This is a genomic window from Salipiger mucosus DSM 16094 (genome assembly GCF_000442255.1).
GTDB lineage: Bacteria > Pseudomonadota > Alphaproteobacteria > Rhodobacterales > Rhodobacteraceae > Salipiger > Salipiger mucosus.
Genome location: NZ_KE557273.1, coordinates 109,651 through 134,204 on the forward strand (window position 1 = coordinate 109,651; position 24,554 = coordinate 134,204).

30 protein-coding genes and 1 pseudogene are annotated in these 24,554 nt (G+C 70.1%); 11 read left to right on the forward strand and 20 right to left on the reverse strand.

The window, feature by feature from the left end; genetic code table 11:
• The first annotated feature begins 1 nt into the window (after position 1).
• Positions 2-385, forward strand: a complete 384-nt coding sequence (locus SALMUC_RS00540; RefSeq protein ID WP_020040697.1) for a hypothetical protein — start codon at positions 2-4, stop codon at positions 383-385.
• A gap of 44 nt (positions 386-429) precedes the next feature.
• A complete protein-coding gene (locus SALMUC_RS00545; RefSeq protein WP_020040696.1) occupies positions 430-2,925 on the forward strand; it encodes a pyrroloquinoline quinone-dependent dehydrogenase in 2,496 nt (831 codons plus the stop codon).
• Positions 2,926-3,588: 663 nt separating this feature from the next.
• On the opposite strand, the gene SALMUC_RS00555 is transcribed toward SALMUC_RS00545, so the two are convergent.
• The 5 genes and pseudogenes from SALMUC_RS00555 to recO all read right to left on the reverse strand — a co-directional run bounded on the left by SALMUC_RS00555 (position 3,589) and on the right by recO (position 6,593).
• Positions 3,589-4,359 carry a FadR/GntR family transcriptional regulator gene (locus tag SALMUC_RS00555; protein WP_020040694.1) on the reverse strand — a complete coding sequence of 257 codons (771 nt, stop codon included), beginning with the start codon at positions 4,357-4,359 and terminating at the stop codon, positions 3,589-3,591.
• Between the two features lie 79 nt (positions 4,360-4,438).
• A pseudogene (locus SALMUC_RS00560) lies at positions 4,439-4,902 on the reverse strand (molybdenum cofactor biosynthesis protein MoaE).
• A gap of 1 nt (position 4,903) precedes the next feature.
• Positions 4,904-5,152, reverse strand: a complete 249-nt coding sequence (moaD, locus tag SALMUC_RS00565) for a molybdopterin converting factor subunit 1 (RefSeq protein WP_020040692.1) — start codon at positions 5,150-5,152, stop codon at positions 4,904-4,906.
• Positions 5,149-5,814, reverse strand: coding sequence for a CDP-diacylglycerol--glycerol-3-phosphate 3-phosphatidyltransferase (pgsA, locus tag SALMUC_RS00570; RefSeq protein ID WP_020040691.1), 666 nt, complete (start codon positions 5,812-5,814; stop codon positions 5,149-5,151). Before pgsA ends, moaD begins: the two co-directional genes overlap by 4 nt.
• Before the next feature lie 44 nt (positions 5,815-5,858).
• Positions 5,859-6,593 (reverse strand): DNA repair protein RecO, encoded by a 735-nt coding sequence (recO, locus tag SALMUC_RS00575; RefSeq protein ID WP_020040690.1) that lies wholly within the window; start codon positions 6,591-6,593, stop codon positions 5,859-5,861.
• Positions 6,594-6,647: 54 nt separating this feature from the next.
• Between recO and SALMUC_RS00580 the strand changes: the two genes are divergently transcribed.
• Entirely contained in the window at positions 6,648-7,253 is a 606-nt protein-coding gene (locus tag SALMUC_RS00580) for a Pr6Pr family membrane protein (RefSeq protein ID WP_020040689.1), read from the forward strand.
• Positions 7,254-7,311: 58 nt separating this feature from the next.
• Here SALMUC_RS00580 and SALMUC_RS00585 read toward each other — a convergent pair whose 3' ends face one another.
• The 13 genes from SALMUC_RS00585 to folK form a co-directional block, all read right to left on the reverse strand.
• Entirely contained in the window at positions 7,312-7,641 is a 330-nt protein-coding gene (locus SALMUC_RS00585) for a DUF1491 family protein (protein WP_020040688.1), read from the reverse strand.
• Between the two features lie 76 nt (positions 7,642-7,717).
• A complete protein-coding gene (gene era / locus SALMUC_RS00590) occupies positions 7,718-8,626 on the reverse strand; it encodes a GTPase Era (protein ID WP_020040687.1) in 909 nt (302 codons plus the stop codon).
• Positions 8,623-9,540, reverse strand: a complete 918-nt coding sequence (locus tag SALMUC_RS00595; RefSeq protein WP_020040686.1) for a DMT family transporter — start codon at positions 9,538-9,540, stop codon at positions 8,623-8,625. The genes era and SALMUC_RS00595 overlap by 4 nt, the downstream gene beginning before the upstream one ends.
• 33 nt (positions 9,541-9,573) lie before the next feature.
• Positions 9,574-10,260 (reverse strand): ribonuclease III, encoded by a 687-nt coding sequence (rnc, locus tag SALMUC_RS00600; protein WP_020040685.1) that lies wholly within the window; start codon positions 10,258-10,260, stop codon positions 9,574-9,576.
• The gene (gene lepB / locus SALMUC_RS00605) at positions 10,257-11,096 is read right to left on the reverse strand and encodes a signal peptidase I (RefSeq protein WP_020040684.1); all 840 of its coding nucleotides are present in this window, start codon (positions 11,094-11,096) and stop codon (positions 10,257-10,259) included. Before lepB ends, rnc begins: the two co-directional genes overlap by 4 nt.
• Before the next feature lie 149 nt (positions 11,097-11,245).
• Positions 11,246-11,650, reverse strand: a complete 405-nt coding sequence (gene acpS / locus SALMUC_RS00610; protein WP_020040683.1) for a holo-ACP synthase — start codon at positions 11,648-11,650, stop codon at positions 11,246-11,248.
• A 4-nt stretch (positions 11,651-11,654) separates the two neighbouring features.
• Positions 11,655-12,632 carry an NADPH:quinone reductase gene (locus tag SALMUC_RS00615; protein WP_037370921.1) on the reverse strand — a complete coding sequence of 326 codons (978 nt, stop codon included), beginning with the start codon at positions 12,630-12,632 and terminating at the stop codon, positions 11,655-11,657.
• Positions 12,632-13,090 carry a deaminase gene (locus tag SALMUC_RS00620; protein WP_020040681.1) on the reverse strand — a complete coding sequence of 153 codons (459 nt, stop codon included), beginning with the start codon at positions 13,088-13,090 and terminating at the stop codon, positions 12,632-12,634. Before SALMUC_RS00620 ends, SALMUC_RS00615 begins: the two co-directional genes overlap by 1 nt.
• A complete protein-coding gene (locus tag SALMUC_RS00625; protein WP_020040680.1) occupies positions 13,087-13,839 on the reverse strand; it encodes a pyridoxine 5'-phosphate synthase in 753 nt (250 codons plus the stop codon). The genes SALMUC_RS00620 and SALMUC_RS00625 overlap by 4 nt, the downstream gene beginning before the upstream one ends.
• 30 nt (positions 13,840-13,869) lie before the next feature.
• The gene (locus tag SALMUC_RS00630; RefSeq protein ID WP_021119659.1) at positions 13,870-14,523 is read right to left on the reverse strand and encodes a DUF2062 domain-containing protein; all 654 of its coding nucleotides are present in this window, start codon (positions 14,521-14,523) and stop codon (positions 13,870-13,872) included.
• A gap of 101 nt (positions 14,524-14,624) precedes the next feature.
• Positions 14,625-16,763 carry a RelA/SpoT family protein gene (locus SALMUC_RS00635; RefSeq protein WP_020040678.1) on the reverse strand — a complete coding sequence of 713 codons (2,139 nt, stop codon included), beginning with the start codon at positions 16,761-16,763 and terminating at the stop codon, positions 14,625-14,627.
• Positions 16,764-16,802: 39 nt separating this feature from the next.
• Positions 16,803-17,180, reverse strand: a complete 378-nt coding sequence (gene rpoZ / locus SALMUC_RS00640; RefSeq protein ID WP_020040677.1) for a DNA-directed RNA polymerase subunit omega — start codon at positions 17,178-17,180, stop codon at positions 16,803-16,805.
• Positions 17,181-17,238: 58 nt separating this feature from the next.
• Positions 17,239-17,808 (reverse strand): 2-amino-4-hydroxy-6-hydroxymethyldihydropteridine diphosphokinase, encoded by a 570-nt coding sequence (gene folK / locus SALMUC_RS00645; RefSeq protein ID WP_020040676.1) that lies wholly within the window; start codon positions 17,806-17,808, stop codon positions 17,239-17,241.
• 141 nt (positions 17,809-17,949) lie between these two features.
• Between folK and SALMUC_RS00650 the strand changes: the two genes are divergently transcribed.
• A complete protein-coding gene (locus SALMUC_RS00650) occupies positions 17,950-18,522 on the forward strand; it encodes a LabA-like NYN domain-containing protein (protein WP_020040675.1) in 573 nt (190 codons plus the stop codon).
• 47 nt (positions 18,523-18,569) lie between these two features.
• Positions 18,570-19,010, forward strand: coding sequence for a YqaA family protein (locus SALMUC_RS00655; RefSeq protein ID WP_020040674.1), 441 nt, complete (start codon positions 18,570-18,572; stop codon positions 19,008-19,010).
• A 3-nt stretch (positions 19,011-19,013) separates the two neighbouring features.
• Here SALMUC_RS00655 and SALMUC_RS00660 read toward each other — a convergent pair whose 3' ends face one another.
• A complete protein-coding gene (locus SALMUC_RS00660) occupies positions 19,014-19,490 on the reverse strand; it encodes a c-type cytochrome (RefSeq protein ID WP_020040673.1) in 477 nt (158 codons plus the stop codon).
• Positions 19,491-19,630: 140 nt separating this feature from the next.
• Between SALMUC_RS00660 and ispH the strand changes: the two genes are divergently transcribed.
• From ispH to SALMUC_RS00690, 6 genes are read left to right on the forward strand one after another with little or no spacing between them, the layout of a single operon-like run.
• Entirely contained in the window at positions 19,631-20,581 is a 951-nt protein-coding gene (ispH, locus tag SALMUC_RS00665) for a 4-hydroxy-3-methylbut-2-enyl diphosphate reductase (protein ID WP_020040672.1), read from the forward strand.
• A 6-nt stretch (positions 20,582-20,587) separates the two neighbouring features.
• The gene (locus tag SALMUC_RS00670; RefSeq protein WP_020040671.1) at positions 20,588-21,064 is read left to right on the forward strand and encodes a pyridoxamine 5'-phosphate oxidase family protein; all 477 of its coding nucleotides are present in this window, start codon (positions 20,588-20,590) and stop codon (positions 21,062-21,064) included.
• A 56-nt stretch (positions 21,065-21,120) separates the two neighbouring features.
• Positions 21,121-21,573 carry a DUF3429 domain-containing protein gene (locus SALMUC_RS00675; protein ID WP_020040670.1) on the forward strand — a complete coding sequence of 151 codons (453 nt, stop codon included), beginning with the start codon at positions 21,121-21,123 and terminating at the stop codon, positions 21,571-21,573.
• Positions 21,570-22,154 (forward strand): class I SAM-dependent DNA methyltransferase, encoded by a 585-nt coding sequence (locus SALMUC_RS00680; protein ID WP_020040669.1) that lies wholly within the window; start codon positions 21,570-21,572, stop codon positions 22,152-22,154. Before SALMUC_RS00675 ends, SALMUC_RS00680 begins: the two co-directional genes overlap by 4 nt.
• Positions 22,147-22,608: a ribonuclease HI gene (gene rnhA, locus SALMUC_RS00685; protein ID WP_020040668.1), complete on the forward strand. Its 462-nt coding sequence runs from the start codon at positions 22,147-22,149 to the stop codon at positions 22,606-22,608. Before SALMUC_RS00680 ends, rnhA begins: the two co-directional genes overlap by 8 nt.
• A gap of 10 nt (positions 22,609-22,618) precedes the next feature.
• Positions 22,619-23,239 carry a trimeric intracellular cation channel family protein gene (locus SALMUC_RS00690; RefSeq protein WP_020040667.1) on the forward strand — a complete coding sequence of 207 codons (621 nt, stop codon included), beginning with the start codon at positions 22,619-22,621 and terminating at the stop codon, positions 23,237-23,239.
• Between the two features lie 85 nt (positions 23,240-23,324).
• On the opposite strand, the gene SALMUC_RS00695 is transcribed toward SALMUC_RS00690, so the two are convergent.
• Positions 23,325-24,506: a MalY/PatB family protein gene (locus SALMUC_RS00695; RefSeq protein ID WP_020040666.1), complete on the reverse strand. Its 1,182-nt coding sequence runs from the start codon at positions 24,504-24,506 to the stop codon at positions 23,325-23,327.
• Between the last annotated feature and the right edge of the window lie 48 nt (positions 24,507-24,554).

A 24,554-nucleotide genomic window follows, 5' to 3' on the forward strand; every position in this document is an offset into this window, starting at 1 on the left:
CATGACCACCTACGATACTCAGAGCGGTGCCCAGGCGGGCACGCGCGGGCCCGGCTGGGCCGTGCGGATCCTCGGCTGGGTCTGTGTCATCTTCGGACTCGTCATCTTCGTCGGCGGCGTCTGGCTGCTGGTGCTCGGCGGCAGCTGGTACTACGCGCTGGCCGGCGCGGGGCTGATCGCGACGGGCGTCCTTCTCAACCACGGCTCGATGAATGCCGTCTGGCTCTACCTCGCGGTCTGGGCGGCCACGATGGTCTGGGCCTGGTGGGAATCCGGCGCCGATCTGTGGGCGCAGGTGCCCCGGATGCTCTCGCCCACGGTGATCCTGGTGCTCGTGCTGCTGTGCATCCCGGCACTGCGCCGCACCGCACCCCGCACCGCCTGATGCTCGACGACGCGGACCGGCGCGGCCGGTCAAGGAGACGACAGATGACAGATCGAACACCCACCCCCGGCGCGCGCGTGCTGACGGCGCTTCTGGCCTCGACCACGCTGACGATGACGCCGCTGGCGCTTGCCCCGGCCTTCGCGCAGGACAGCGGGACCGACACGCAGACCGAGCTTGCCCCCGAGAGCGAGACGGAGGCGGCGCAGGACGACGAGGCCGCGCCGGAGGCCGAGGCTGAGCCGGAGGCCGAGGCTGAGACTGACGCCGAGACCGAGGCTGAAGGCGACACGGAAACCGGGACGGAGGCTGACGCCGACGCCGAGACGGCTTCCGAGACCGACGCCGAGGCGACCGCGGAGACGGACACGGACACCGAGGCGGCGAGCGACGCGGAGTCGACCACGGACGGTGAGGCGACGGCCGACACCGAGACGACCTCCGAGACCGACACTGCCGAGGACACCGACGCGCCCGCGGACCAGAGCGAGACCGGGACGGCGGAAACGGCCGCGACCGAGGCCGGCAGCGAGACCGCGTCGGGCGAAGACGCCGGGGAGCAGGTTGCCGAAGAGGAGACGGGCCCCGAGAGCGCGCCCTTTTCCGCTGCCGAGATGCCGCAGGTGGGCGCCGACTGGCCGTTCTACGGCGGCGGGCCGGATGCGCAGCGCTACACGCCGCTCGACCAGATCACGCCGGAGAACGTGGGCGGGCTCGAGCGGGCCTTCGTCTACCACACCGGCGACATGCCGACCGGCTCGGCCGAGGGCAAGTATTCGCCCGAATCGACGCCGGTGAAGGTGGGCGACGACCTGTTGATGTGCTCGGCGATGAACATCCTGATCTCGATCGACGCGGCCACCGGCGAGGAGAACTGGCGCTACGACCCCGAGGTGCCGAACGAGGCGATCCCCTACGGTGCGTCGTGCCGGGGCGTGGCGGTCTGGACCGACCCGCAGAAGGCCGAGGACGAGGCCTGCAAGACGACGCTGATGGAAGGCACCATCGACGCGCGGCTGATCGCCGTCGACGCCGCTACCGGCGAGCCCTGCGCCGACTTCGGCGAGGGCGGGCAGGTCGACCTCTGGGACGGCATCGGCGAGAAGGTGCCCGGCTGGTACGCCGTGACCGCGCCGCCGACGATCGTGCGCGGCGTCGCCGTGACGGGTGCGCAGGTCAAGGACGGACAGGCCGAGGATGCGCCCTCGGGCGTGATTCGCGGCTATGACGCCCGCACCGGCGAGCTGGTCTGGGCCTGGGATCTGGCCGCGCCGGACGAGATGCGCGACGGCCCGCCCGAGGGCGAGGTCTATACCCGCGGCACGCCGAACGTCTGGGCGACGGCGCTGGCGGACGAGGAACTGGGCTATGTCTACCTGCCGCTGGGCAACTCCTCGGTGGACTACTACGGCTCGAACCGCTCGGAGGTGGAGAACGAGTACGCGACCAGCCTCGTCGCGCTCGACGCCACGACCGGCGAGGAGGCCTGGAAGTTCCAGACCGTGCGCAACGACGTCTGGGACTATGACCTCGGCTCGCAGCCGACGCTGCTGGACTACCAGGGCACGCCCGCGGTGCTGCTGCCCTCGAAGCAGGGGGATATCTACATCCTCGACCGCGAGACCGGCGAGCCGCTGACCCCTGTGGGCGAGATCACCGACCTGCCGCAGGGCGATATCGAGCCGGACTACGTGGCCGACAGCCAGCCGGTCTCGGAGTGGCACACGCTGCGCAAGGACCCGCTGACCGAGAAGGACATGTGGGGCTTTACCCCGATCGACCAGCTGTGGTGCCGGATCAAGTTCCGCCAGGCCAACTACGAAGGCTACCTGACGCCGCCCTCGACGGAGCCCTACATCCAGTATCCCGGCTACAACGGCGGGTCCGACTGGGGCTCGGTGGCGGTCGACCCGGAGCGCGGGCTGATCATCGCCAACTACAACGACATCCCCAACTACAACTACCTCGTCCCGCGCGAGGAGGCCGACGCGAAGGGCTGGAAGTCCATCGAGCAGCGCCAGGAGGCCGACAATGGCGGCGGTGACGGCGGCGGCGCCGAGGGCGCGGGCGACCCGCAGATCGGCGCGCCCTATGCCATCCAGGTCAACGCCGGCTGGCGCTCGGGGCTGACGGGGATGCCCTGCACGAACCCGCCCTACGGCGGCATCCGGGCCATCGACATCGAGACGGGCGAGACCGTCTGGGACCAGCCCATCGGCACGGCGCGGCGGAACGGACCCTTCGGCATCCCCTCGATGCTGCCGATGAAGATCGGCACGCCGAACAACGGCGGCTCGGTCATCACGGCCGGGGGCCTGATCTTCATCGGGGCCGCGACGGACAACCTGTTCCGCGCCATCGACATGGAGACCGGCGAGACCCTGTGGTCGGACGTGCTGCCGGCCGGCGGCCAGGCGAACCCCATCGCCTACGAGGTCGACGGCGAGCAATACGTGCTGATCGCGCCCGGCGGGCACCACTTCATGGAGACCGGCGTCAGCGATGCCGTGATCGCCTACAAGCTGCCCGCGCAGGACTGAACTGCGGCGCATGACGCGCCCGAGGGCCGCCCCCGACCGGGGGCGGCCTTTTACGTATATGCCGGACTGCAAGGCTGAAGCTGCAGCTCCCGCAGAGTGTTATCGTTTCGACGCAGTCGGAGGTTTCCGCGACGGTGACGTCGTTCCCCGAACGCCGGTTGTGCGGACGACGCGGGCATTGATCCGCTCCGAGACATCGGTAGGCTGTCGTGGCCATCCATATGCCAGCCAGCCTTTGCGCGCCAGCGTCACGTCCTGTCCTCGGAGGGTGACATGCGCCGCGAAAAGCTGCGAAAACTGAAGGGCCCGGCCCTGACGGGCGTCACGCAAGCCGCTGTCATTATTGCAATGCCGTTCCTTCTTCCGGTTCCGGAACGATACCCTGGGAGTGGCGAGACGAGCTCCGCGGTCAGCTGGTGGGGAGTGAGCCTGGTCTGGATCTGTACGGCCGTGGTCATCGGGGCGCTGCACTACGCGAGGGACGTCCGAGACCGTTCGTAATTCAGGGTGGAAGCGGTCATTGCCGCTTTGTCCGCGCGCCCGGATCGATGACACGTTCGGGAAACGGCCCGGCCGGGAGAGGCCCTTTCCGTGTCCGAAGGGTCGATGGGCTCCACGCTCGATCCCCCATCCCGGCTGCCCCGGTGGGGGAGGGAGGCGGCGTCAGGTCCGGCCGGTCACGCGCTCGAAACGCTGGCGGGCGATGTCCTCGTTGCGCTCGGCCTTGCGGTCGGCGGCGAGCGCGGCGCCCACGTAGTCGAGATGCGCCTCGACCGCCCGGCGCGCCCCGGCGCCGTCGCGGGCCTGCAGCGCCTCGTTGATGGCGCGATGCTGCTCGAGCAGCGCCTCGCGCGTGGTGCGCTGCTTGAACATGACCGAGCGGTTGTAGAACACGCCCTCGCGCAGGAGCTGATACATCGAGCGCATCATGTGGAGCATGATGACGTTGTGGCTGGCCTCGATGATGGCGAGGTGGAAGTCGGCGTCGAGCCGCGCCTCGTCGGCGGGATTGCGGCGCTGGTGGGCGGCCTCCATCTGCGCGAAGAGCTGGCCGATGACCTTGAGGTCGGTCTCGGTGCCGTGTTCGGCGGCCCGCTCGGCGGCGAGGCCCTCCATGTCGCGGCGGAAGCTGAGGTAGTCGAAGACCGCCTCGTCGTGGGTCGCGAAGAGCTGAATCAGCGTGTCCGAGAAGGCCGAGCCCAGCACGTCGGTCACGAAGATGCCGGCGCCGGCGCGGCTTTCAAGCAGCCCGCGCGACTGCAGGTCGGCCACCGCCTCGCGCAGGCTGGGGCGCGAGACACCGAGCCGTTCGGCCAGTTCGCGCTCGGCCGGGAGGCGCTCGCCCGGGCGCAGGATGCCGCGCAGGATCAGCTCCTCGATCTGGCGGACGACGGCCGAGGCGAGTTTCTCGGATTGCACGGGGCGGAAGGGCATGGACGGGACTCGGATGCGCGGGAATTGGTCAGATGATATGACCGCAGCGCGCCCCTGCGCAAGGGCGCCCGCCGGGCGACTACCAGCGGGTGAGCGCGTCCTCGTCCGAATCCTTTGCCGCAACCCAGCCGGTCTCGCCCGTCTTGCCGTGTTCCTTCTTCCAGAAGGGGGCGCGGGACTTGAGGTAGTCCATCAGGTATTCGGCCGCCGCGAAGGCGTCGCCGCGGTGGGGGCGGCGGTGGCGACCATCATGATGCGCTCGCCCGGGGCCATGCGGCCGTAGCGGTGGATCACCAGCACCTCGCCCAGCGACCAGCGTGCCTGGGCCTCGGCGGCGATGCCTTCGAGCGCGCGCTCGGTCATGCCGGGGTAGTGCTCGATCTCCATGGCGTCGAGCGTGCCGGTGTCGTCGCGCACCATGCCGGCGAAGGTCACCACGGCGCCCATGTCGGTGCGGCCCTCGGCGAAGGCGGCGCATTCGGCGCCGAAGTCGAAGGGGGCCTCCTGCACGACGACGCGGAGGCCGGTGGCCGGCGCGCTCATCTCAGCCTCCGGTCATCGGCGGGAAGAAGGCCACCTCGCGGGCATTGGCGAGGGGCGCGTCGAAATCGGTGAGTTCCTGGTCGACGGCGACGCGCAGGGCCGAGAGGTCGGCGAAGGCGGCCTCGTAGCGCTCTTCGCGGGCGCGCAGCTCGGCGACGAGGTCGGCCACGGTGGCGGCCCCCGTCTCGATCCGTTCCTTGGGCAGGCCGATCCGCTCGCGGACCCAGGCGAAGTAGAGCACGTCGATCATCTCTCCTCCCGTAGCAGCGGCAGCGCCTTGACGAAATAGTCCCAGCCGGTGATCAGCGTCAGCGCCGCAGCCACCCAGAGCAGGGTGAGGCCGATGTGGCCCGCCCATGTCATGCCGGCCTCCTTCCAGCGCAGGCCGTGGGTGTCCTCGGCCCGGCCCGACAGGATGTCGCTGACCGCCTGCGGGGTGAGCGGGTCGGCGGAGACGGCGAGGTAGTGCTCGAAGACGCCCTGCGCGAAGAGCACGGCAATGGCGACCATCTGCAGCGTGGTCTTCCATTTGGCGAGCTTCGTGACCTTGAGGGTGCCGGCCACGTCGCCGAGAAACTCGCGCAGGCCCGAGACGAAGACCTCGCGGAAGAGGATGAAGGTCGCCGGCAGCACCAGCCAGGGCGACATCGAGGAGTAGCCGACGATCACCATGAGGGCGATCACCACCATCGCCTTGTCGGCGATGGGGTCGAGCATGGCGCCCATCTTGGATTCCAGCGCCCAGGTGCGGGCGATGTAGCCGTCGAACCAGTCGGTCACCGCGGCGCCCACGAAGAGCAGCAGCGCGAACCAGTCCGCCAGCGGGCGGGAGAAATAGAGGAACATCACCGCCAGGCCGGGGGCGGCCACGAGGCGGAGCACGGTGAGCGAATTTGGAAGGGTCCAGCGCATGCCCCGTGACTTAGCGCGCTTTGGGGGGCGGGGAAGGCGCGGCGTCACTCCGTTTCGGCTGCGCGGGCCAGCCGGGTGACGAATTGCGCGCGCGCGGCGGGCAGGGGGCGGTCTCGCAGGTCGGTTGCGAGGCGGTTTTCCATGAAATGACCCGTCGTGCGCAGGGCGGTCACGATATCGGCATCGGTGGCGGGGCCCTCGCCCAGCATGACGGGCGGCAGGGGCAGCAGCCGGTCGGCCCAGTCGCCGGCGCCGCTGGCCGTGACCGCGCGGCCGGTGCGCGGCGAGACATGGGTCAGCCCGTCGTTCGCCCCGGTGACGGCGCAGGCCGAGAGGTCGAGCCCGAAGCCCATCTCGTCGAGCAGGGCCATCTCCCAGCGCAGGTAGGCCAGAGGCCAGAGGTCGGCCTGCCCCAGCAGGTCGAGCAGCGCCTCCGTCCGGCGGTAGAGCGCGGGGTGCGATTCGCGCTCGGGCAGGCAGAAGGAGAGCAGCGAGGTCACCGTGTTGAGCCCCGCGAGCGAAAGCGGATCGCCCATCGCGACCGCGGCGCGCGAGCGCTGCGGCTCGGCGGTGTAGTGGCCCATGTGGTCCTCGAGCCGCGCGCGCCATGCGAGGTCGAGCTGCGCGCCCGGCTGCAGCGTGGGCGCCACCCGGCGCGAGGCGCCGCCGCGCAGCACGCCCATGTGGCGGCCGTGCTCGGCGGTGAAAACCTCGAGGATGGCCGCGCTTTCGCCGTGACGGCGTGCGCTGAGAAGGATGCCGGTGTCGCGCCAGTCCATGGGGCTTTATCGGCCGGCTTGTGCGGCGGGGCAAGCGGGGGCATCCTTTGGACCATGTCCGCCCGCACGCGCCTTTTCGCCACGCTGATCGCTGCCCTAGCGCTCGCCGCGCTCGCGGCGCAGGCGGTGGTGACGGCGCGGGAAAATCCGGCGTTCACGCCGCCCGAGGTGCTGTGGCGGCTGGTGCGCTACTTCACGATCCTGACCAACGCGCTGGTGGCGGGCACCTTCGGCTGGATGGCCGCGCGCGGGCGCATGGCGGGCCGGGCCTGGCTGGGCGGGCTGGCGCTCTGGATCGGGATCGTGGCGGTGGTCTATCACCTGCTTCTGGCGCGCGAGCTTTCGGGGCTGGCGGCGCTGGCCGACGCGGGGCTGCACACGGTGGTGCCGCTGCTGGTGGTGGGCTTCTGGCTGGCGGCCGCGCCCAAGCGGGGGCTGGCGCTGCGCGACGCGGGACTCTGGCTGCTCTGGCCGCTGGTCTACGTGGGCTACGCGCTGCTGCGCGGGCAGGGGGAGGGGGTCTATCCCTATTTCTTCGTGGACCCGGGCGAGATCGGCTGGGCCGGGGTGGCCCGCTGGTCGGGGATCCTCTGCCTCGGGTTCTTCACCGCGGGCGCGGCGCAGGTGGGCCTGGCGCGGATCTGGCCGCGCGGGCGCTGAGGCCTGCCGGGGCGTCTGCAATTTCCTTGGCAAGAAAATTGGGGCCCGGCCGCCGGTGTCAGGCGAGGCCTTCCTCGTCGAGCAGGTGGCGGCCCTGCCGGTCCTCGACCTCGATCACCCAGAGATCGGGGTCGAAGCTGCGCTGTTTCGCGATGGAGGCGTCGACCTCGGGCTCGGGACCGGCGGTGAGCTCGGTCCAGTGGCGGTCTCCGGTCGACAGATCGAAGCCCCGGGTGAAGGCGCGGGCCTGCCCGTCCAGCGTGGCGAGCTTCACCAGCACCGCGCCGGCGGTGTCGTCGCCGTGGGCGATGACATAGGCCGGGATCATCGCGAAGTTCAGCCGGGCAAGGTAGGCGTCGACCCAGAACCGCGTGGTCAGGCGGGCCATGCGGGGCCTGTCTGCGCGGCGTGGTGCCCTCCTCCCTCGGGGAGAGCCGGGGTGAGGGGCAGGTCAGGCGCGGCGGTCATTGGTTCCCGTCGCGGAAGTCGAGACCCATTTCCGAGTAGCGCTCGGATTCGTCCTGCCAGTTCTCGCGCACCTTCACCTGCAGGAAGAGGTGCACGCGGCGGCCGAGGAACTCCTCGAGCTCCTCGCGGGCGGCCTTGGAGACTGCCTTGACCGTCTCGCCCTTGCGGCCCAGCACGATGCCCTTGTGGCCGTCGCGGGTGACGTAGATCACCTGGTCGATGCGGGCGCTGCCGTCCTTGCGTTCCTCCCAGCTCTCGGTCTCGACCGTGAGCTGGTAGGGCAGTTCCTGGTGCAGGCGCAGGGTCAGCTTCTCGCGCGTCATCTCGGCGGCAATCATGCGCATGGGCAGGTCGGCGATCTGGTCCTCGGGGTAGAGCCAGGGGCCCTCGGGCAGTTCGCCCGCCAGCCACTTGCGCAGATCCTCGACGCCGTGGCCGCGCTCGGCCGAGATGAGGAAGGTCTTGGCAAAGGCGTAGCGGTCGTTGAGATCCTTGGTCAGGGCCAGCAGGGCGGGCGCCTCGACGCGGTCGATCTTGTTGATCGCCAGCGCCACGGTGCGCCCCTGCGGCAGGTCGGCCAGCCCCTCGAGGATACGCTCGACGCCTTCGGTCACGCCGCGGTGCGCCTCGACCAGCAGCACGATGATGTCGGCATCGGCCGCCCCGCCCCAGGCCGCGGCGACCATTGCGCGGTCGAGCCGGCGGCGCGGCGCGAAGAGCCCGGGCGTGTCGACGAAGACGATCTGGGTCTCGTCCTCGATCGCGACGCCGCGGATGCGGGCGCGGGTGGTCTGCACCTTGTGGGTGACGATCGACACCTTCGCCCCCACCATGCGGTTGGTGAGGGTGGACTTGCCCGCGTTGGGCTCTCCGATGAGGGCGACGAATCCGGCGCGTGTGGTCATGGGGTGGGTCCGCTGTTCGAGTTGACCGCCTGTACCTCATCCTGGCGCGTCCGGCCAGTGCGTGCGCCGCGCAAAAGCGTGTAGAGGCCGCTGGCGACGATCAGGGCGCCGCCGCCCAGTGTCCAGGCGTCGGGCCTTTCACCGAAGAAGAGGTAGGCAAAGGCCAGCGCCACCAGCAGCCGCGAGTAGCGGAAGGGCGCCACGACCGAGACCTCGCCGCTGCGCATGGCGCGGGTGAGCAGGGTGTAGGCGGTGACGCCGACCACGCCGGTCAGCAGCAGGCGGGCCAGCTCACTGGTCCCGGGCAGGCGCGGGGGCGCCGGGTCGAAGGGCAGGATCAGAAGGCCCGCCACGACGATCACGGCAAATCCCAGCGTGCCGAGCTGCCGGGTCGAGACGGCGGGCGGGCTGGCGCGGGTGAAGAGGTCGCGGCCGGCGAAGCCCACCATGCCCGCCACCGCGAGCAGGGCGTCGGCGCGGAAGGCCTCGGGCGTCGGGCGCAGGATCAGCAACACGCCCGCGAAGCCCACCAGCGTCGCGGTCCAGCGCCGCGCGCCGACGTGTTCGCCCAGGATCAGCGCGGCGCCGGCGGTGACCACCAGCGGCGCCGCCTGCAGGATCGAGGAGGTTACCGAGAGCGGCGTGAAGGCCAGCGCCAGCGCGAAGAAGAGCCGGCCCATGATCTCGAAGCCGGTGCGGATCAGCAGGCTGGGGCGCAGCATCGCCGGGTGCAGCACCGGCTCGCGCTGCCAGAGCGACCAGGCGACGTAGATCGCAAGCCCCGTGACGCCGAAGATCAGCGTCGCCTCGCCCGGGGGTAGGGCCGGGGTCACCGACTTGAAGAGCGCATCCTCGACCGCGAAGAAGGTCATGGCGAGCACCATGAAGAACGCGCCTGCGGCGTTGCCGCTCATCGTTCGGTGCCGGGGGTGGGGGCCGGGCGCGGCTCACTCACCGGAGGTGACCTTGTCGAGCAGGGCCTCGGCCGCCTGCTGCTCGGCGCGGCGCTTGGAGCCTGCGGTGGCCTCGACGGTCTCGCCCGAGTCGAGCCGCGCCTCGATGGTGAAGACCGGGGCGTGATCCGGCCCGGTGCGGGCGGTCTCGACGTAGGCGGGCGGGGCCATGCCGCGGGCCTGGGCCCATTCCTGCAGCGCGGTCTTGGCGTCGCGCGAATCCGCCTCGACGGTGGCGACCCGAGACCCCCACAGGCGCAGGATCATAGCCTGGGCGGCATCGAAGCCGGCGTCGAGGTAGACCGCCGCGATGACCGCCTCCATCGCGTCGCCGAGCAGCGCCATCTTGCGCCGGCCGCCGGACATCATCTCGGATCGGCCGAGCTTGAGCGCCTTGCCCAGTTCGACGGCCTCGGCGACCTCGGCGCAGGCCTCCTTCCGGACGAGTGCGTTGTAGCGGGGGGCGAGCTGACCCTCGCTGGCGCGGCGGTCCTCGGAGAGGAGCGCCTCGGCCATCACGAGGCCGAGCACCCGGTCCCCGAGGAATTCCAGGCGCTGGTTGTCCTCGCGGCCGGGGCCGGACATGGAGGAATGGGTGAGCGCGCGGCGCAGCAGCTCGGGCCGCGTGAAACGGTGGCCGAGGCGCTGCTCGAGCGCCGCGATCTCGGCCGAGCGCTTCATTGCAGCTTTTCGAAGAACCTGTCGCCGCGCCAGGTCCAGAAGAACAGCATGGAGGAGCCGGCCGAGGAGAAGATCACCCGGTTGGCGCGGCCGATGAGGTTCTCGTAGGGAACGAAGCCCACGCCGTTGGCAGCGCTGGGCACGCGGCTGTCGGAGGAGTTGTCGCGGTTGTCGCCCATCATGAAGTAGTGGCCCTCGGGCACGGTGTAGACCGAGGTGTTGTCCGAGCCCTGCATCGTGATGTTCAGGATGTTATGGCTCACGCCGTTGGGCAGCGTCTCGGTGAAGCGCGACTTCTCGCAGGTGCCGCCGGTGCCGACGGGGCCGTTCTCGCAGCGCGGGCGCAGGCGCTGCGGGCCCTGCGGTTCGGCGACCTCCTCGAAGGTGCCGGCGGGCTCGACCTGAACGGGCTCGTCGTTGATGTGCAGCACGCCCTGCTTCATCTGGATGCGGTCCCCCGGCAGGCCGATCACGCGCTTGATGAAATCGCGGCCGGTGATGGGGTGCCGGAAGACGGCGATGTCGCCGCGCTCGGGCTCGGAGCCGAAGAGGCGCGCGTTGTCGCCGTCGAGAAAGCCGCAGATGTCGCGGGCGTCGATGTCGATGCCGAAACTCGGCAGGTAGAGCGAGGGGCAGGAGGCGTAGGAGTAGCCGTAGGACATCTTGTTGACGAAGAGGAAGTCGCCGATCAGCAGCGTGTCCTTCATCGAGCCCGAGGGAATCCAGAAGGGCTGGAAGAACAGGGTGCGGAAGACGCCCGCGATCAGCAGCGCGTAGACGATGGTCTTGATCGTCTCGAGGATGCCGCCGCCGGATTTTTCCTCTTTCTTCGCCATGGTCCTGCCTCGCCGCCTGGGTCCCCGGCTTCATGAGCGGGCGGGGGCAGAGTGTCAAGGCGAGGGCAGGTGCGGCCAAATTTCCCGGCAGGAGATTTGCCGCATCCCCGGCAGGGAAATCGGGGTGGGCCCCGGCCGGGGCCCCGGGATCAGGCGTCGCGCCGGCGGGCTTCGATCACGACGAAGGCCTGGGCCCAGGGGTGGTCGTCTGTGAGCGTGACGTGGATGATCGCCTCGCGGCCCTCGGGCGTCATCTCGGCCAGCCGGTCGGCGGCCCAGCCCGTCACCTGCATGACGGGCTGGCCGGTGGCGATGTTGCTGACCGCCATCTCCTTCCAGGCGATGCCCATGCGCAGGCCGGTGCCGAGCGCCTTGGAGCAGGCCTCCTTCGCGGCCCAGCGCTTGGCGTAGGTGCCGGCGGTGTCGCGCCGGCGCTCGGCCTTGCGCTGCTCGGTCTCGGTGAAGACGCGGTTGCGGAAGCGGTCGCCGAAGCGCTCGAGTGTGCGCTCGATCCGCTCGATGTTGGCGAGGTCCGTGCCGATGCCGAGGATCATGCGCTCAGATCTCCAGCACCACCGTGCCGAGCTTCTGCCCGGCCTCGACCTTCTCGTGCGCCGCGGCGGCGTCGGAGAGCTTTCCGCACGGGACCACGGCGTGCGACAGCTTCCCGTCGCGCAGCCAGCCGTCGAGCTGCGCTTCGCCCCGGGCGTGGGTTTCCGGGGCGACGCGGTAGACGACGAACATCTGCAGCGTGATGTTCATGAACATCAGCGGGTAGAAGGCCAGTTCCGGCGCCATGCGCGAGGCCGAGGCATAGGCCGCGATGGTGCCGCCGGGCTTGAGCACCGCCAGCGAGGTGTCCTGGTTGGCGGCGAAGTCGACCTCGACGATGCGGTCGACGCCCTCGCCGCCTGTGAGGTCCTGCACCACGGAGGCGACGTCGGACTTGCGGTAGTTGATCCAGTCGGCGGTGCCCGAATGCGCGGCCTTTTCCGGCGAGCTGACGGTGGTGATGACCCGCGCGCCGCCCAGAGCCGCCATCTGGCAGGCGTAGCGGCCCACGGTGCCCGCGCCGCCGGTCACGAGCACGGTCTTGCCCTCGATCGGGCCGTCGCGGAAGAGCGCGTACCAGGCCGTCATCGCCGGGATGCCGAGGCAGGCGCCCTCGGCAAAGGAGGTGCCCTCGGGCAGCGGCACGGTCTGGTGCGAGGGCAGGGCGACATACTCGGCAGCGGTGCCGAAGTCGCGCTGCCAGCCGGCGTTCCAGGTCCAGACCCGCTGGCCGACGCGGGCGGGGTCGACGCCCCTGCCCACGGCCTCGATCACGCCGGCGCCGTCGGAATGGGGCACGACGCGGGGATACTGCATCACCGCGCCGGGCCGCGCACCGGCGCGCAGCTTGACGTCGGAGGGGTTCACGCCGGTGGCGTGCAGGCGGATCAGCACCTCGCCCTGGGCCGGTTCGGGGTCGGGGAGGTCACCGTATTGCAGCACCTCGGAGGCGGGGCCGAAGCCCTCGTACCAGACGGCTTTCATCATGCGTCTCCTTGATAGATGTGGGCGAGGCGGCCGGCCCCCGATCCTCCGTGCCAGTCGAAGGCGTCGCCGCTGGCGCGGGCGAAATCGGCGATCCCCAGCCCCGGGAAGTGGAAGAAGGCGGGTGCGCGCTCCTGCGTCATGGCGAAGACCAGCCGGTCGATGCCGGCCCAGCGCATCGCGGCGAGGCACATCTCGCAGGGCTGCATCGAGGCCACCAGCGTGGCGCCCGAGAGGTCCGTGCCGCCCTGCGCGCGGGCGGCGGCGGCGATGACCGCGACCTCGGCATGGCGCGAGGGATCGCAGGTCTCGGCGACCTCGTTGGCGCAGAGCGCGAGGCGCGTGTCGCCCATGACGACGGCGGCGGTGAAGACCGGTCCCGCCCCGGGCACGAAGCGCGCGCGGGCTTCCTCGATCACCGCGTCGAGGGCATCGCGTTCGGCGTCGGTGGGCGTCACGCGCGGGCCGCGTCCATCAGGCGGCGCATCTCGGCGATGGCGGGGCCGAGGCCGCGGAAGATGGCCTCGCCGATCAGGAAGTGCCCGATGTTGAGTTCCATCACCTCGGGGAAGGCGGCGACGGGCTGCACCGTGTCGTAGGTGAGCCCGTGGCCCGCGTGCACCTCGAGCCCCAGCGAATGGGCGAGCGCCGCCATGTCGCGCAGGCGGGTCAGCTCGGCGTCGCGTTCGGCAAACCTGCCCTCGGCGTGGAGGTCGCAGTAGGCGCCGGTGTGCAGCTCGATCACCTGGGCGCCGATGCGGTGGGCGGCCTCGATCTGCGCCCGGTCGGCGGCGATGAAGATCGACACGCGGCTGCCGGCCTCGCGCAGGGGGGCGATGAAATGCGCCAGCCGGTTCTCGTCCTGCGCGACCTCGAGCCCGCCCTCGGTGGTGCGCTCCTCGCGCTTCTCGGGGACGATGCAGACGGCATGCGGGCGGTGGCGCAGGGCGATGGCCTGCATTTCCTCGGTCGCGGCCATCTCGAAGTTGAGCGGCAGGCTCAGATGCTCGGTCAGGCCCTCGATGTCGGCGTCGGAGATGTGGCGGCGGTCCTCGCGCAGGTGCGCGGTGATGCCGTCGGCGCCGGCCTCCTCGGCGATCATGGCGGCGCGCAGCGGATCGGGGTAGGCGCTGCCGCGCGCGTTGCGGACGGTGGCGACGTGGTCGATGTTGACGCCCAGGCGCAGGCGTCCGGCGTGGTCGGTCATGACAGGCTCTCCGGGCGGTTCGGCGGCACCCTAGTCCGGGGCCGAGCCGCCGTCAGCCCGTTTCTGCTTTTTCTTCAGTGCCGCGAGCTTGACCTTGAGGGCGCCCTTGCGGCGGTTCTGGTAGGCGCGGATCACCGGGACCGTCAGGTAGTAGGCGACCAGTCCCGCCACGATGCCCGGCAGGATGCCCCCGATCATGTAGGGGTAGAAGACCTCGCGGAAGAATATCAGCAGGTTGGTCCAGTCGGTCTGCGTCCCCCAGAGCCAGCCCAGCAGGTTGTCCCAGAGATCGCGGCCCGCGTAGGTGAACTTGTGCAGGATGGTGCCGTGATCGGTGGCGTGCCGGTCGATGCCCAGCAGCCAGTCGCCGGTCTTGAGCGAGACGATGGCGATGGGGACATAGGTCAGCGGGTTGCCGAAGAAGGTGCCCAGCAGCGCGGCGATGACGTTGCCGCGCAGGATCAGCGCCAGCGTGGCGGCAATGAAGAAATGCCCGCCGTAGAAGGGCGTGAAGGTGGTGAAGACGCCTGCAAAGACGCCGCGCGCGATCCGCTCCGGCGGATCGGGCAGACGGTGCAGCCGGTGCTGCACGTACTTGGCGGCGCGGGCCCATCCCCCCTTCGGCCAGAAGAATTCCAGCACGATCCGCCACAAGGGTCGTCTGTCGCGGCGCTTGAAGACCAACGGGTCCCCTTTCCGGTTGCCTCGGCCCGGGGCCGTGGCCTGTCGACGTCTCGCGGCCGGGGGCCGCCGGTGGCTGTGCCGAGGGCCCTGCGGGCGCCCTGCTACTCGGCTGCGGTGGGCAGCGCCGAGAGCGAGGCATCGCGCCGCCGGTTCACCGAGGCCACGTCGCTTTCCGCTTCGAGCGCAGAGATGACCGAGTGCAGGTGTTCGGCGTCCCTGAGTTCTACATCCATCCGAATTCTGAAGAAATCCGGTTTCCGGTCCACGAAGGTAAGATTGGAGATATTGGCCAGCCGCTCGCCGATCAAGGTGCAAACGCGCCCCAGCACGCCCGCGTCGTTGCCGATCGTCATCTCGAGGCTCACGCCGTAGGCGGGCGGGTGGGTGCCCTCGGCCCAGTGCAGGTCGAGCCAGCGGTCGGGCTGGTCCTCGAAGGCGGCGAGCGATTCGCAGTCGATGGCGTGCACGATGACACCGCGGCCGCGCTGGGTGATGCCGACGATGCGCTCGCCCGGCAGGGGCTGGCAGCAGGGGGCGCGCTCGAACCCGGTGTCGGGATCGACGCCGATCACCGCGCGGTGGGCGTCGACCTCGGCCTCGTCGGCGGGGCCGAGATCGGGGTAGACCGCGTGCACGACCTCGCGCGAGGTGATCTCGGCGCTGCCGAGCCGCGCGAGCACCTCCTGCGCATCCTGCAGGCGCAGGGTCGCGGCGGCCTTTTCCAGCACCTTGTCGGTGGATTTCTTGCCGACGTGCTCGAAGGCCGAGCGCGCCAGCTCGCGGCCCAGCCGGACGAAGCGCTCGCGGCCGGCCTCGCGCAGGGCGCGGCGGATCGCGGTGCGGGCCTTGCCCGTGGTCGCGATGTCCAGCCAGGTGGCCTGCGGGGTCTGGCCCTCGGCGGTGATGATCTCGACCGACTGGCCGTTCTTGAGCCGGGTCCAGAGCGGCACGCGGATGCCGTCGACCTTGGCGCCGACGCAGGCCGAGCCGATGCGCGTGTGGATCGCGTAGGCGTAGTCGAGCGGCGTCGCCCCGCGCGGCAGCTTCACCACGTCGCCCTTGGGCGTGAAGCAGAAGACCTTGTCCGAATACATCTCGAGCTTTACGGCCTCGAGGAACTCGTCGTGGTCCTCCTCGGCGTCGAACTGCTCGGTCAGGCTCGAGATCCAGCGGGCGGGATCGACGGCGAAGGGGTTCTCCGAGCGCACGCCGTCGCGATAGGACCAATGCGCGGCGACGCCGGTCTCGGCCACGTCGTGCATCTGGCGGGTGCGGATCTGCACCTCGACGCGCTTGCCGTCGCGGCCCGAGACGGTGGTGTGGATCGAGCGGTAACCGTTCGACTTGGGCTGGCTCACGTAGTCCTTGAAGCGGCCGGGCACGGCGCGCCAGCGCTGGTGGATGACCCCGAGCGCGCGGTAGCAGTCCATTTCCGAGCGGGTGATGACGCGGAAGCCGTAGATGTCGGAGAGGCGGGAAAAGCCCATGCCCTTTTCCTGCATCTTGCGCCAGATCGAGTAGGGCTTCTTGGCGCGGCCGAAGACCTCGGCGTCGATGCCGGCGGCCTCGAGCTCGTGGCGCATGTCGCCGGTGATCCGGTGGATCACGTCGCCGGCCTCTTTCTGGAGCGTGATGAAGCGGCGGATGATGCTGGCGCGCCCCTCGGGGTTGAGGACGCGGAAGCCGAGGTCCTCGAGCTCCTCGCGCATCCACTGCATGCCCATGCGGCCCGCGAGCGGCGCGAAGATATCCATCGTCTCGCGCGCCTTCTGCTCCTGCTTCTCCTGCCGCATCGCCTTGATGGTGCGCATGTTGTGCAGGCGGTCGGCCAGCTTCACGAGGATCACGCGCAGGTCCTTGGACATGGCCATGAAAAGCTTGCGGAAGTTTTCCGCCTGCTTGGTCTCGGAGCTGGAGAGCTGGAGGTTGGTGAGCTTCGTCACCCCGTCGACGAGGTCCGCAACCTCGGTGCCGAAGCGTTCGGATATGTCGTTGTAGGAGGCACGGGTGTCCTCGATCGTGTCGTGCAGGAGCGCGGTCACGATGGTCGCATCGTCGAGCTGCTGCTCGGTCAGGATGGCGGCGACCGCCACGGGATGCGTGAAGTAGGGCTCGCCCGAATGGCGGAACTGCCCCTCGTGCAACGCGCGGCCATAATCATAGGCCGCGCGGATCAGCGCCTCGTTCGTCCGAGGGTTGTAGTTGCGGACCAGTGCAACCAGGTCTTCCGCCGCGATCATGGGCGTCCTTCCCTACCCGGCCCGCATATGATGCGGGCCTTAGCCTTCGCCCTGCGCCTCCATGAGCGCGCGCAGGAGTTTCTCTTCGGACATGTCGTCCTCGGCCGGCTTGTCGGGCTCGGCGGCGGCGCCCTGTCCCGAGCCGGAGCCCATGAGCAGCGCCATGCTGTCCTCTTCGGGCTCGTCGACCTCGATCTGGGTCTGGTGTGACTCGATCAGGCGCTCGCGCAGCTCGTCGGCCGACTGGGTCTCCTCGGCGATCTCGCGCAGCGAGACGACGGGGTTCTTGTCGTTGTCGCGATCGACCGTGATCGGCGCGCCCGACGAAATCTCGCGCGCGCGGTGCGCGGCGAGCATCACCAGTTCGAACCGGTTCGGAACCTTGTCGACGCAATCTTCTACCGTGACGCGGGCCATGCGTATCACCTTTGCGGTTAGCCGTCAGAAAGGGGATATGTAGCGTGCCCGGGGCCGGTCAGGCCGCCAGCGGCACGATCCCGGCGCGGTCCCCGGCGGGCAGGGCGGCGCAGAGCTGGGCCGCGGTCCGGTCCAGCAGCGGATGGCGCCAGTCGGGTGCCACGTCGCACAGCGGGACGAGTACGAAGCCCCGGTCCTGGAGGCGCGGATGCGGCAGAATCAACGTCTCTGGTGCGGCGCGAAGCTGTGCATCGGGCGAAAGCGCCCGCCATGCCGCCTGTTCCGTCGCGTCAGGCAGGATAGTGCCGCCGACGGCCAGCAGGTCGAGGTCGAGCGACCGGCTGCCCCAGCGCTGCACGCGGTGGCGTCCGAAGTCGGCCTCGATGCGGTGCAGGGCCTGCAGTACCCCGGCCGGATCGAGCGGGCCGGAGAGGACCGCGCAGGCATTGGCGTAGTCCGGGCCGGCCCCCGCCGGAAAACAGGGCGTTGCGTAGAATCGGCTCACACGTTCGACGGTCAGGCCCGTGCTGGGCAGCGCATCGAGCGCGGCGCGGAGGGTCTGCGCCGGATCGCCGGAATGCGAGCCCAGATTCGAGCCGAGAGCGATCAGGATTTCTTGTTCGGACATGGTCTTTGCGGTACCGTGGACGTTATGTCATCCAGCTTGAATGCTGGATAAAATATATTACTTTTGGCGGATCGGGCGTGCCCATTTTATTGCACTCACTCACGGACGATCCGGCGCGCCCATTACCTGAAAGGACATTTGATGTTTTACAAGGATGAACGGCTGGCGCTGTTCATAGACGGGTCGAACCTGTACGCGGCCGCGAAGGCGCTCGGATTCGACATCGACTACAAGCTGCTCCGCCAGGAATTCGTACGCCGCGGCAAGATGGTGCGCGCGTTCTATTACACCGCCCTGCTCGAAAACGACGAGTATTCGCCGATCCGTCCGCTTGTCGACTGGCTGCATTACAACGGCTTCTCGATGGTGACGAAACCGGCCAAGGAATACACCGACAGCCAGGGCCGCCGGAAGGTGAAGGGCAACATGGACATCGAGCTGACGGTCGATGCCATGGAGCTGGCACCGCGGATCGATCACATCGTGCTGTTCTCGGGCGACGGCGATTTCCGTCCGCTGGTGGAAAGCCTTCAGCGCCAGGGCGTGCGCGTCTCGGTGGTCTCGACCATCCGCAGCCAGCCGCCGATGATCGCCGACGAGCTGCGCCGCCAGGCCGACAACTTCATCGAGCTCGACGAGCTGCGCGAAGTCATCGGCCGCCCGCCGCGCGAGCAGCAGGCCGAGCGCAACTTCGAGGTCGCCTCGAACAGCTGACACCGGATCCGGACGGGGTTTCATGGGGATGAGAGGTCCGTCCGGCCATGTGGGCTGAGCTTGCCGCTCTTGGCGGCCTTTTCGCGGCCGCCTTCGGGGCGGCCACGATCCTGCCGTTCCAGTCCGAGGTGGTCTTCGTGGCCCTTCAGCTGCGCGAAGCCGCGCCGCTGGTGCTGATCGTGCTGGTGGCCAGCGTCGGCAACGTGCTGGGCGCGGTGGTCAACTACCTCATGGGCATGGGGATCGAGCACTACCGGCACCGCCGCTGGTTCCCGGTGACGGAGTCGCAGCTCGACCGCGCGCAGCGCTGGTACGCGCGCTGGGGCGTCTGGACCCTGCTGCTGAGCTGGGCGCCCCTCGGCGATGCCTTCACGGTGGTCGCGGGGATCATGCGCACGCCGTGGTGGCTCTTCGCCGCGCTGGTCACGGTGGCCAAGACCGGCCGCTACGTCGTGCTGGCCTGGGCGACCACCGTCGCCGGGGGCTGAGCGTCAGTCCTCGAAGGCCGCCGCGCGGGCGTTGATGTCGTTGTGGATCTCGACGACCTCTGCGGGCCAGGTGCTCTTGATGTAGGCCAGCACGTCGAGGATCTGGTCCTCGGTCATCGTCTCGCCGAAGCCCATCATGTTCGAGCGGTAGTCGCCGCCCACCATGGCCTCGGTGCCGCGGGTGACGATTTCGACCAGCATCTCGTCGGGGTGATGCCAGGTGTGGCCCGTCTCGTCATGCGGCGGCGCGGGAAGGTAGCCGGCCGCGTCACGCTCGCGCCAGTCGGGCTCGCCGGCGAGGTCGGTCCCGTGGCAGCTGGCGCAGTTCTGCTCGTAGAGCGCCTCGCCGCGCGCCACGCGTGCCGTGTCCTCGTAGGGCAGGAGCCCCGGTACGGGCTCCGCCTTCATCTGCGCGGCGGTCAGGCCGGCCAGCCCCGTCAGCAGCGCCGCTGTGCCCGCGATCATCCAGATCTTCGTCATGTTGCTCTTTCCTCGGCCCCGGGGCGAATCTCGCTGCGCGATCACCCGCCGTCAACTCACTCCGACGTCATCCGGGGCGCGCACGACTCTGGACCCGGCGGCGCGATATCATTACCTGTGACGCCAACAGGAGACGCACGATGACCAAGACCCCGCTGACCCTCTACCTCGCCGCGCCGCGCGGATTCTGCGCCGGCGTCGACCGCGCGATCAAGATCGTCGAGATGGCGCTCGAGAAATGGGGCGCGCCGGTCTACGTGCGTCACGAGATCGTGCACAACCGCTTCGTGGTCGACGGGCTGCGCGACAAGGGCGCGGTCTTCGTCGAGGAACTCGAGGACTGCCCGCCGGACCGGCCGGTGATCTTCTCGGCCCACGGCGTGCCTCGCGCGGTGCCCGCCGAGGCTGCGCGCCGCGAGATGGTCTACGTCGACGCGACCTGCCCGCTGGTCTCGAAGGTGCACATCGAGGCGGCCCGCCACCACGAGAACGGGCTGCAGATGATCATGATCGGCCATGCCGGCCACCCCGAGACCATCGGCACCATGGGCCAGCTGCCCGAGGGCGAGGTCCTGCTGGTCGAGACCGAGGCCGACGTCGAGACCGTCGAGGTGCGCGACCCCGACCGGCTCGCCTTCGTCACGCAGACGACGCTCTCGCTCGACGACACCGCGGGCATCGTGCGGGCGCTGCGCGCGCGCTTCCCGAGCATCGTCGGGCCCCACAAGGAAGACATCTGCTACGCCACCACCAACCGGCAGGAGGCGGTCAAGGCCATGGCGCCCGACTGCGATGCGCTGCTCGTGGTGGGGGCGCCGAACTCGTCCAACTCCAAGCGGCTGGTCGAGGTGGCGAAGCGCGCGGGCTGCCCCTATGCCCAGCTGGTGCAGCGCGCCTCCGACATCGACTGGCGCGCGCTCGACGGCATCGCCTCGATCGGCGTGACGGCCGGCGCCTCGGCCCCCGAGGTGCTGATCGACGAGGTGATCGAGGCCTTCTGCGAACGCTACGACACCACCGTCGAGACGGTCGAGACCGCCCGCGAGGACGTCGAGTTCAAGGTGCCGCGCGTGCTGCGCGAACCGGCCTGAACGCCCGTGCCGCGCGCCTTCGACCCTGCCGTGGTGCTGGGCGCGCCGCTGATGGCCAATCTCGCCACCTCCGAGGCCGATGGAGCCCCGCGCGTCTCCCCCGTCTGGTATATCTGGGAGGACGCGGCGCTCTGGATGCCCTCGAACACCGGCTCGGGCGCCGCGCGGCGGCTGGCGGTCGAGCCGCGCTGCGCCGTCGAGATCACCGACTTCGAGCGCGAGGCCGGGCGCCTGCTGCACCTGGGACTGCGCGGGCGGGGCGAAGTCCTCCCCATGCAGCCCGACCGCTTCCGCCGCCTGCTGGCGAAATACCTGGGGCCGGAAGAGGGCTGGAACCCCTGGTTCATCGACAACGTGGCGCGGATCGACGATCCTGCGGGCCGCCTGATCCGGCTGGCGCCCGAGAGCGTCTTCACCAACAACGTGTCGCATTTCCGGACCGGGCCAGATCTGGCCTGGCCGCCGGGCGCCGGGCCCGCGTGACAGCAGGCGCGCGGCTGCTATCCTGAGCGGCCAGACAACGAAAAGGAGCCCGCCCCATGTCCGCCATCCCCCGCGCCGCCCTGCTGCTCGGCCTTGCCGGCCTGCTGCCCTTTGTCTGGGGCGCACTCACGCTGCTCTCGGACGGCGCCTACGCCTGGGGCATCGAGACGCTGGGCGGGCGGTTCGTCGGCCCCTACGTGCAGCTCTTCTACGGCACGGTGATCCTGTCCTTCATGTCGGGCGTGCTCTGGGGATTCGCCACCAAGGCCTCGGGCAAGCAGGCGGCGACATGCTACGCGCTCTCGGTGATCCCGGCGCTCTGGGCCTTCTTCATGGCGGGAGGCGGGCCGGTCTCGGCGGGGGTGAACCTCATCGCGGGCTTCCTGGGGCTGCTGATCCTCGACTGGCAGTTCTGGCGTTGGGGCCTCGCGCCGCAGTGGTGGATGCACCTGCGCGGGCTGCTCACGGGCGTGGTCGTGGCCTGCCTCCTGGTGGGAGTGCTGACGTGACCGACCGCGAGACGCTGCAGGTCTACGAGACGCGTGCCGAGGACTATGCCCGCATGGCCCCTGGCGCGCCCTGGGAGACGCTGCAGGCCTTCATCGCGGCCCTGCCCGAGGGCGCCTCGGTGCTCGACCTCGGCTGCGGGCCGGGCCACGACGCGGTGCACATGATGGAGGCGGGGCTGCGGGTCGAGGCGATGGACGCCTCGCCCGCCATGGTCGAGATGGCCCGGCAGCGCGGCGTCGAGGCCCGGCAGGCCAGCTTCGACGAGATCGCGGGCGAGGATCGCCACGACGGCGTCTGGGCCTGCTTCAGCCTGCTGCACGCCCCGCGCGCCGACATGCCGCGCCACCTCGCGGCCATCGCCGGGGCGCTGAAACCGGGCGGGCGGCTCGGCCTGACGCTCAAGGAGGGGCAGGGCGAGGCGCGCGACCGTCTCGGGCGCTTCTACACCTACTACGAGGAGCCCGAGCTGCGCGCCCTGCTGGAGCAGGCCGGGCTGCGCCCCGACAGCGTGACGCGCGGGCGCGGTACGGGGCTTGACGGGACGGAGTCGCCATGGCTATGCGTCACGGCTCATGGCTGAGCTTTTCGCATATACCGACGGCGCCTGTTCCGGGAATCCCGGCCCCGGCGGCTGGGGCGTGCTGATGCACGCGAAAGAGGGCGCCAGCGTCGTCAAGGAGCGCGAGCTCAAGGGCGGCGAGGCGCGCACGACCAACAACCGCATGGAGCTCCTGGCGGCGATCAACGCGCTGGAATCGCTCACGCGGCCCTCGCGCATCACGGTCGTGACCGACAGTGCCTACGTCAAGAACGGCGTTACCGGCTGGATCCACGGCTGGAAGCGCAACGGCTGGAAAACCGCCGCCAAGAAGCCGGTCAAGAACGTCGAACTCTGGCAACGGCTCGACGAGGCGCAGAAGCGCCACGAGGTGACCTGGGAATGGGTCAAGGGCCACGCCGGCCACCCCGAGAACGAACGCGCCGACGAACTGGCCCGCGCGGGCATGGCCCCCTTCAAGCCCGACGCGGCCTGAGGACGGGGCCGTGAGCCTCTTCGCGGTCCTCGACTACGCGGCGGTCCTAGTCTTCGCCATCACCGGCGCGCTGGTCGCCTCGCGCGCGCAGCTCGACATCGTGGGCTTCGCCTTCCTCGCCGGCCTCACCGCGCTGGGCGGCGGCACGCTGCGCGACGTGCTGCTCGACCGCACGCCCTTCTGGATCGCCGAGCCGGCCTACCTCGCGGTGGCGGGCGCGGCCGCCGTCGGGGTCTTCTTCACCGCGCACCTTCTGGAAAGCCGCTACCGCGCGCTGCTCTGGTGCGACGCCTTCGCGCTCGCCTTCGCGGTGGTGGCGGGCGCCGGCATCGCCCGGGCCGAGGGCGCGGCGGGCGCCATCGTCGTGGTCATGGGAAACGCCACCGGCTGCTTCGGCGGGCTGATGCGCGACGTGGTCGCCAACGAGGTGCCGCTGGTGCTGAAACAGGGTGAACCCTACGCCACCTGCGCGCTCGTGGGCGCCCTGACCGTGCTCGGAGCCGAGGCGCTGACCGGCCTGTCGGCGCTGTCGGCCGTCGCGGGCTTTGCCGTGACCCTCGGCGCCCGCGTCGCCGGCTTCCGCATGGGCTGGCGCCTGCCGGTCTATCGCCCGCGCCCGCCCCGCAACTGAGCGCCAGTCCCGCAGCTTCTTCTTGGTCCAAATACGCACAAGCGGCCGGCGGCCACGCACCCGGCCGGGGGCGGCGCGCCCGGGTTCACTGCAGGTCGGCAAAGGCCTTCTGCAGCCGCGTGCCGGCCTCGACCACCGTTGCGCGCGGCGCCGCGAGGTTCACCCGCAGGCACTGCTCGCCGCCCGGCCCGAAGCCGGGCCCGGGGCTCGCCGCGATCTTCGCGTCTTCGCGCACGCGGGCGTCGAACTCGTCGAAGTCCATGCCCGTGCCCGAGAAATCCAGCCAGGCGAGATAGGTCGACTGCAGCGGCAGCGAATGGAGGCCCGGAATGGCGTTCACCATCTCGTCGAAGACGGCGCGGTTTGCCTGCAGGTGCGCGACCTGCGCGTCGACCCAGGCCGCACCCTCGGGGGAATAGGCCGCCGTGACCGCGACCATGCCCAGCGAGTTGCCGTCGTAATCGGTCTGGCGCAGCCGTGCCGCCATCTGCCCGCGCAGGGTCTCGTCCGGGATGATGACGTTGCCGGTGCGCAGGCCGGCGATGTTGAAGGTTTTCGACGCTGCCGTCAGCACCACCAGTCGGTCGAGATGCGCGCCGCCGAGGGCGACGTCGATGGGCACGAAGGTCTCACCCGGGTAGACGAGATCTCCATGCACCTCGTCCGAGACCAGGATCAGGTCGTTCCGGGCCGCGAAATCGGCCAGCGCGCGCAACTCGTCGGGCGTCCAGATCCGCCCGGAGGGGTTCTGCGGCGAGCACCAGAAGATCATCTTCTCGCGCCCGGTGAGGCGCGCCTGCGCGTCCTCGAGATCCAGCTCGTAGCGATCGCCCTTGCGCGCCAGCGGGCAGGTGGTGACCTCGCGGCCCGCGCGGGTGATCTTGCCGGGGAACTCGTGGTAGACCGGGGTGAAGATCGCCACCGCGTCGCCCGGATCGGTCCAGGTGTCGAGGCACATGGCCAGGGCGTGGCCAAGCCCTTGGGTGGTCAGGATCCAGTCGGGCTCGATCTTCCAGCCGTGCCTGGTCTCCATCCACCAGCGGATCGCCTCGAGGTAGGGCGCGCGGTCACTGAAGTAGCCGAAGATCCCGTGGTCGACGGCGTGCTGCAGCGCTGCGCGCACGCAGGGCGCCGTGGGATAGTCCGAATCGGCCGTCCACATGGCCAGCCCGTCCTCCGGCGAGACGCCGAAGAGCCGCTCCATCAGGTCCCATTTCGAGGAGCCCGTGCCGCGACGGTCGATCGGCGTGTCGAAGAGGTCGGTCATGGGTGCTGTCCTTCGTGATGCTCCGCGCGGACGCTAGCGCGACAGGCG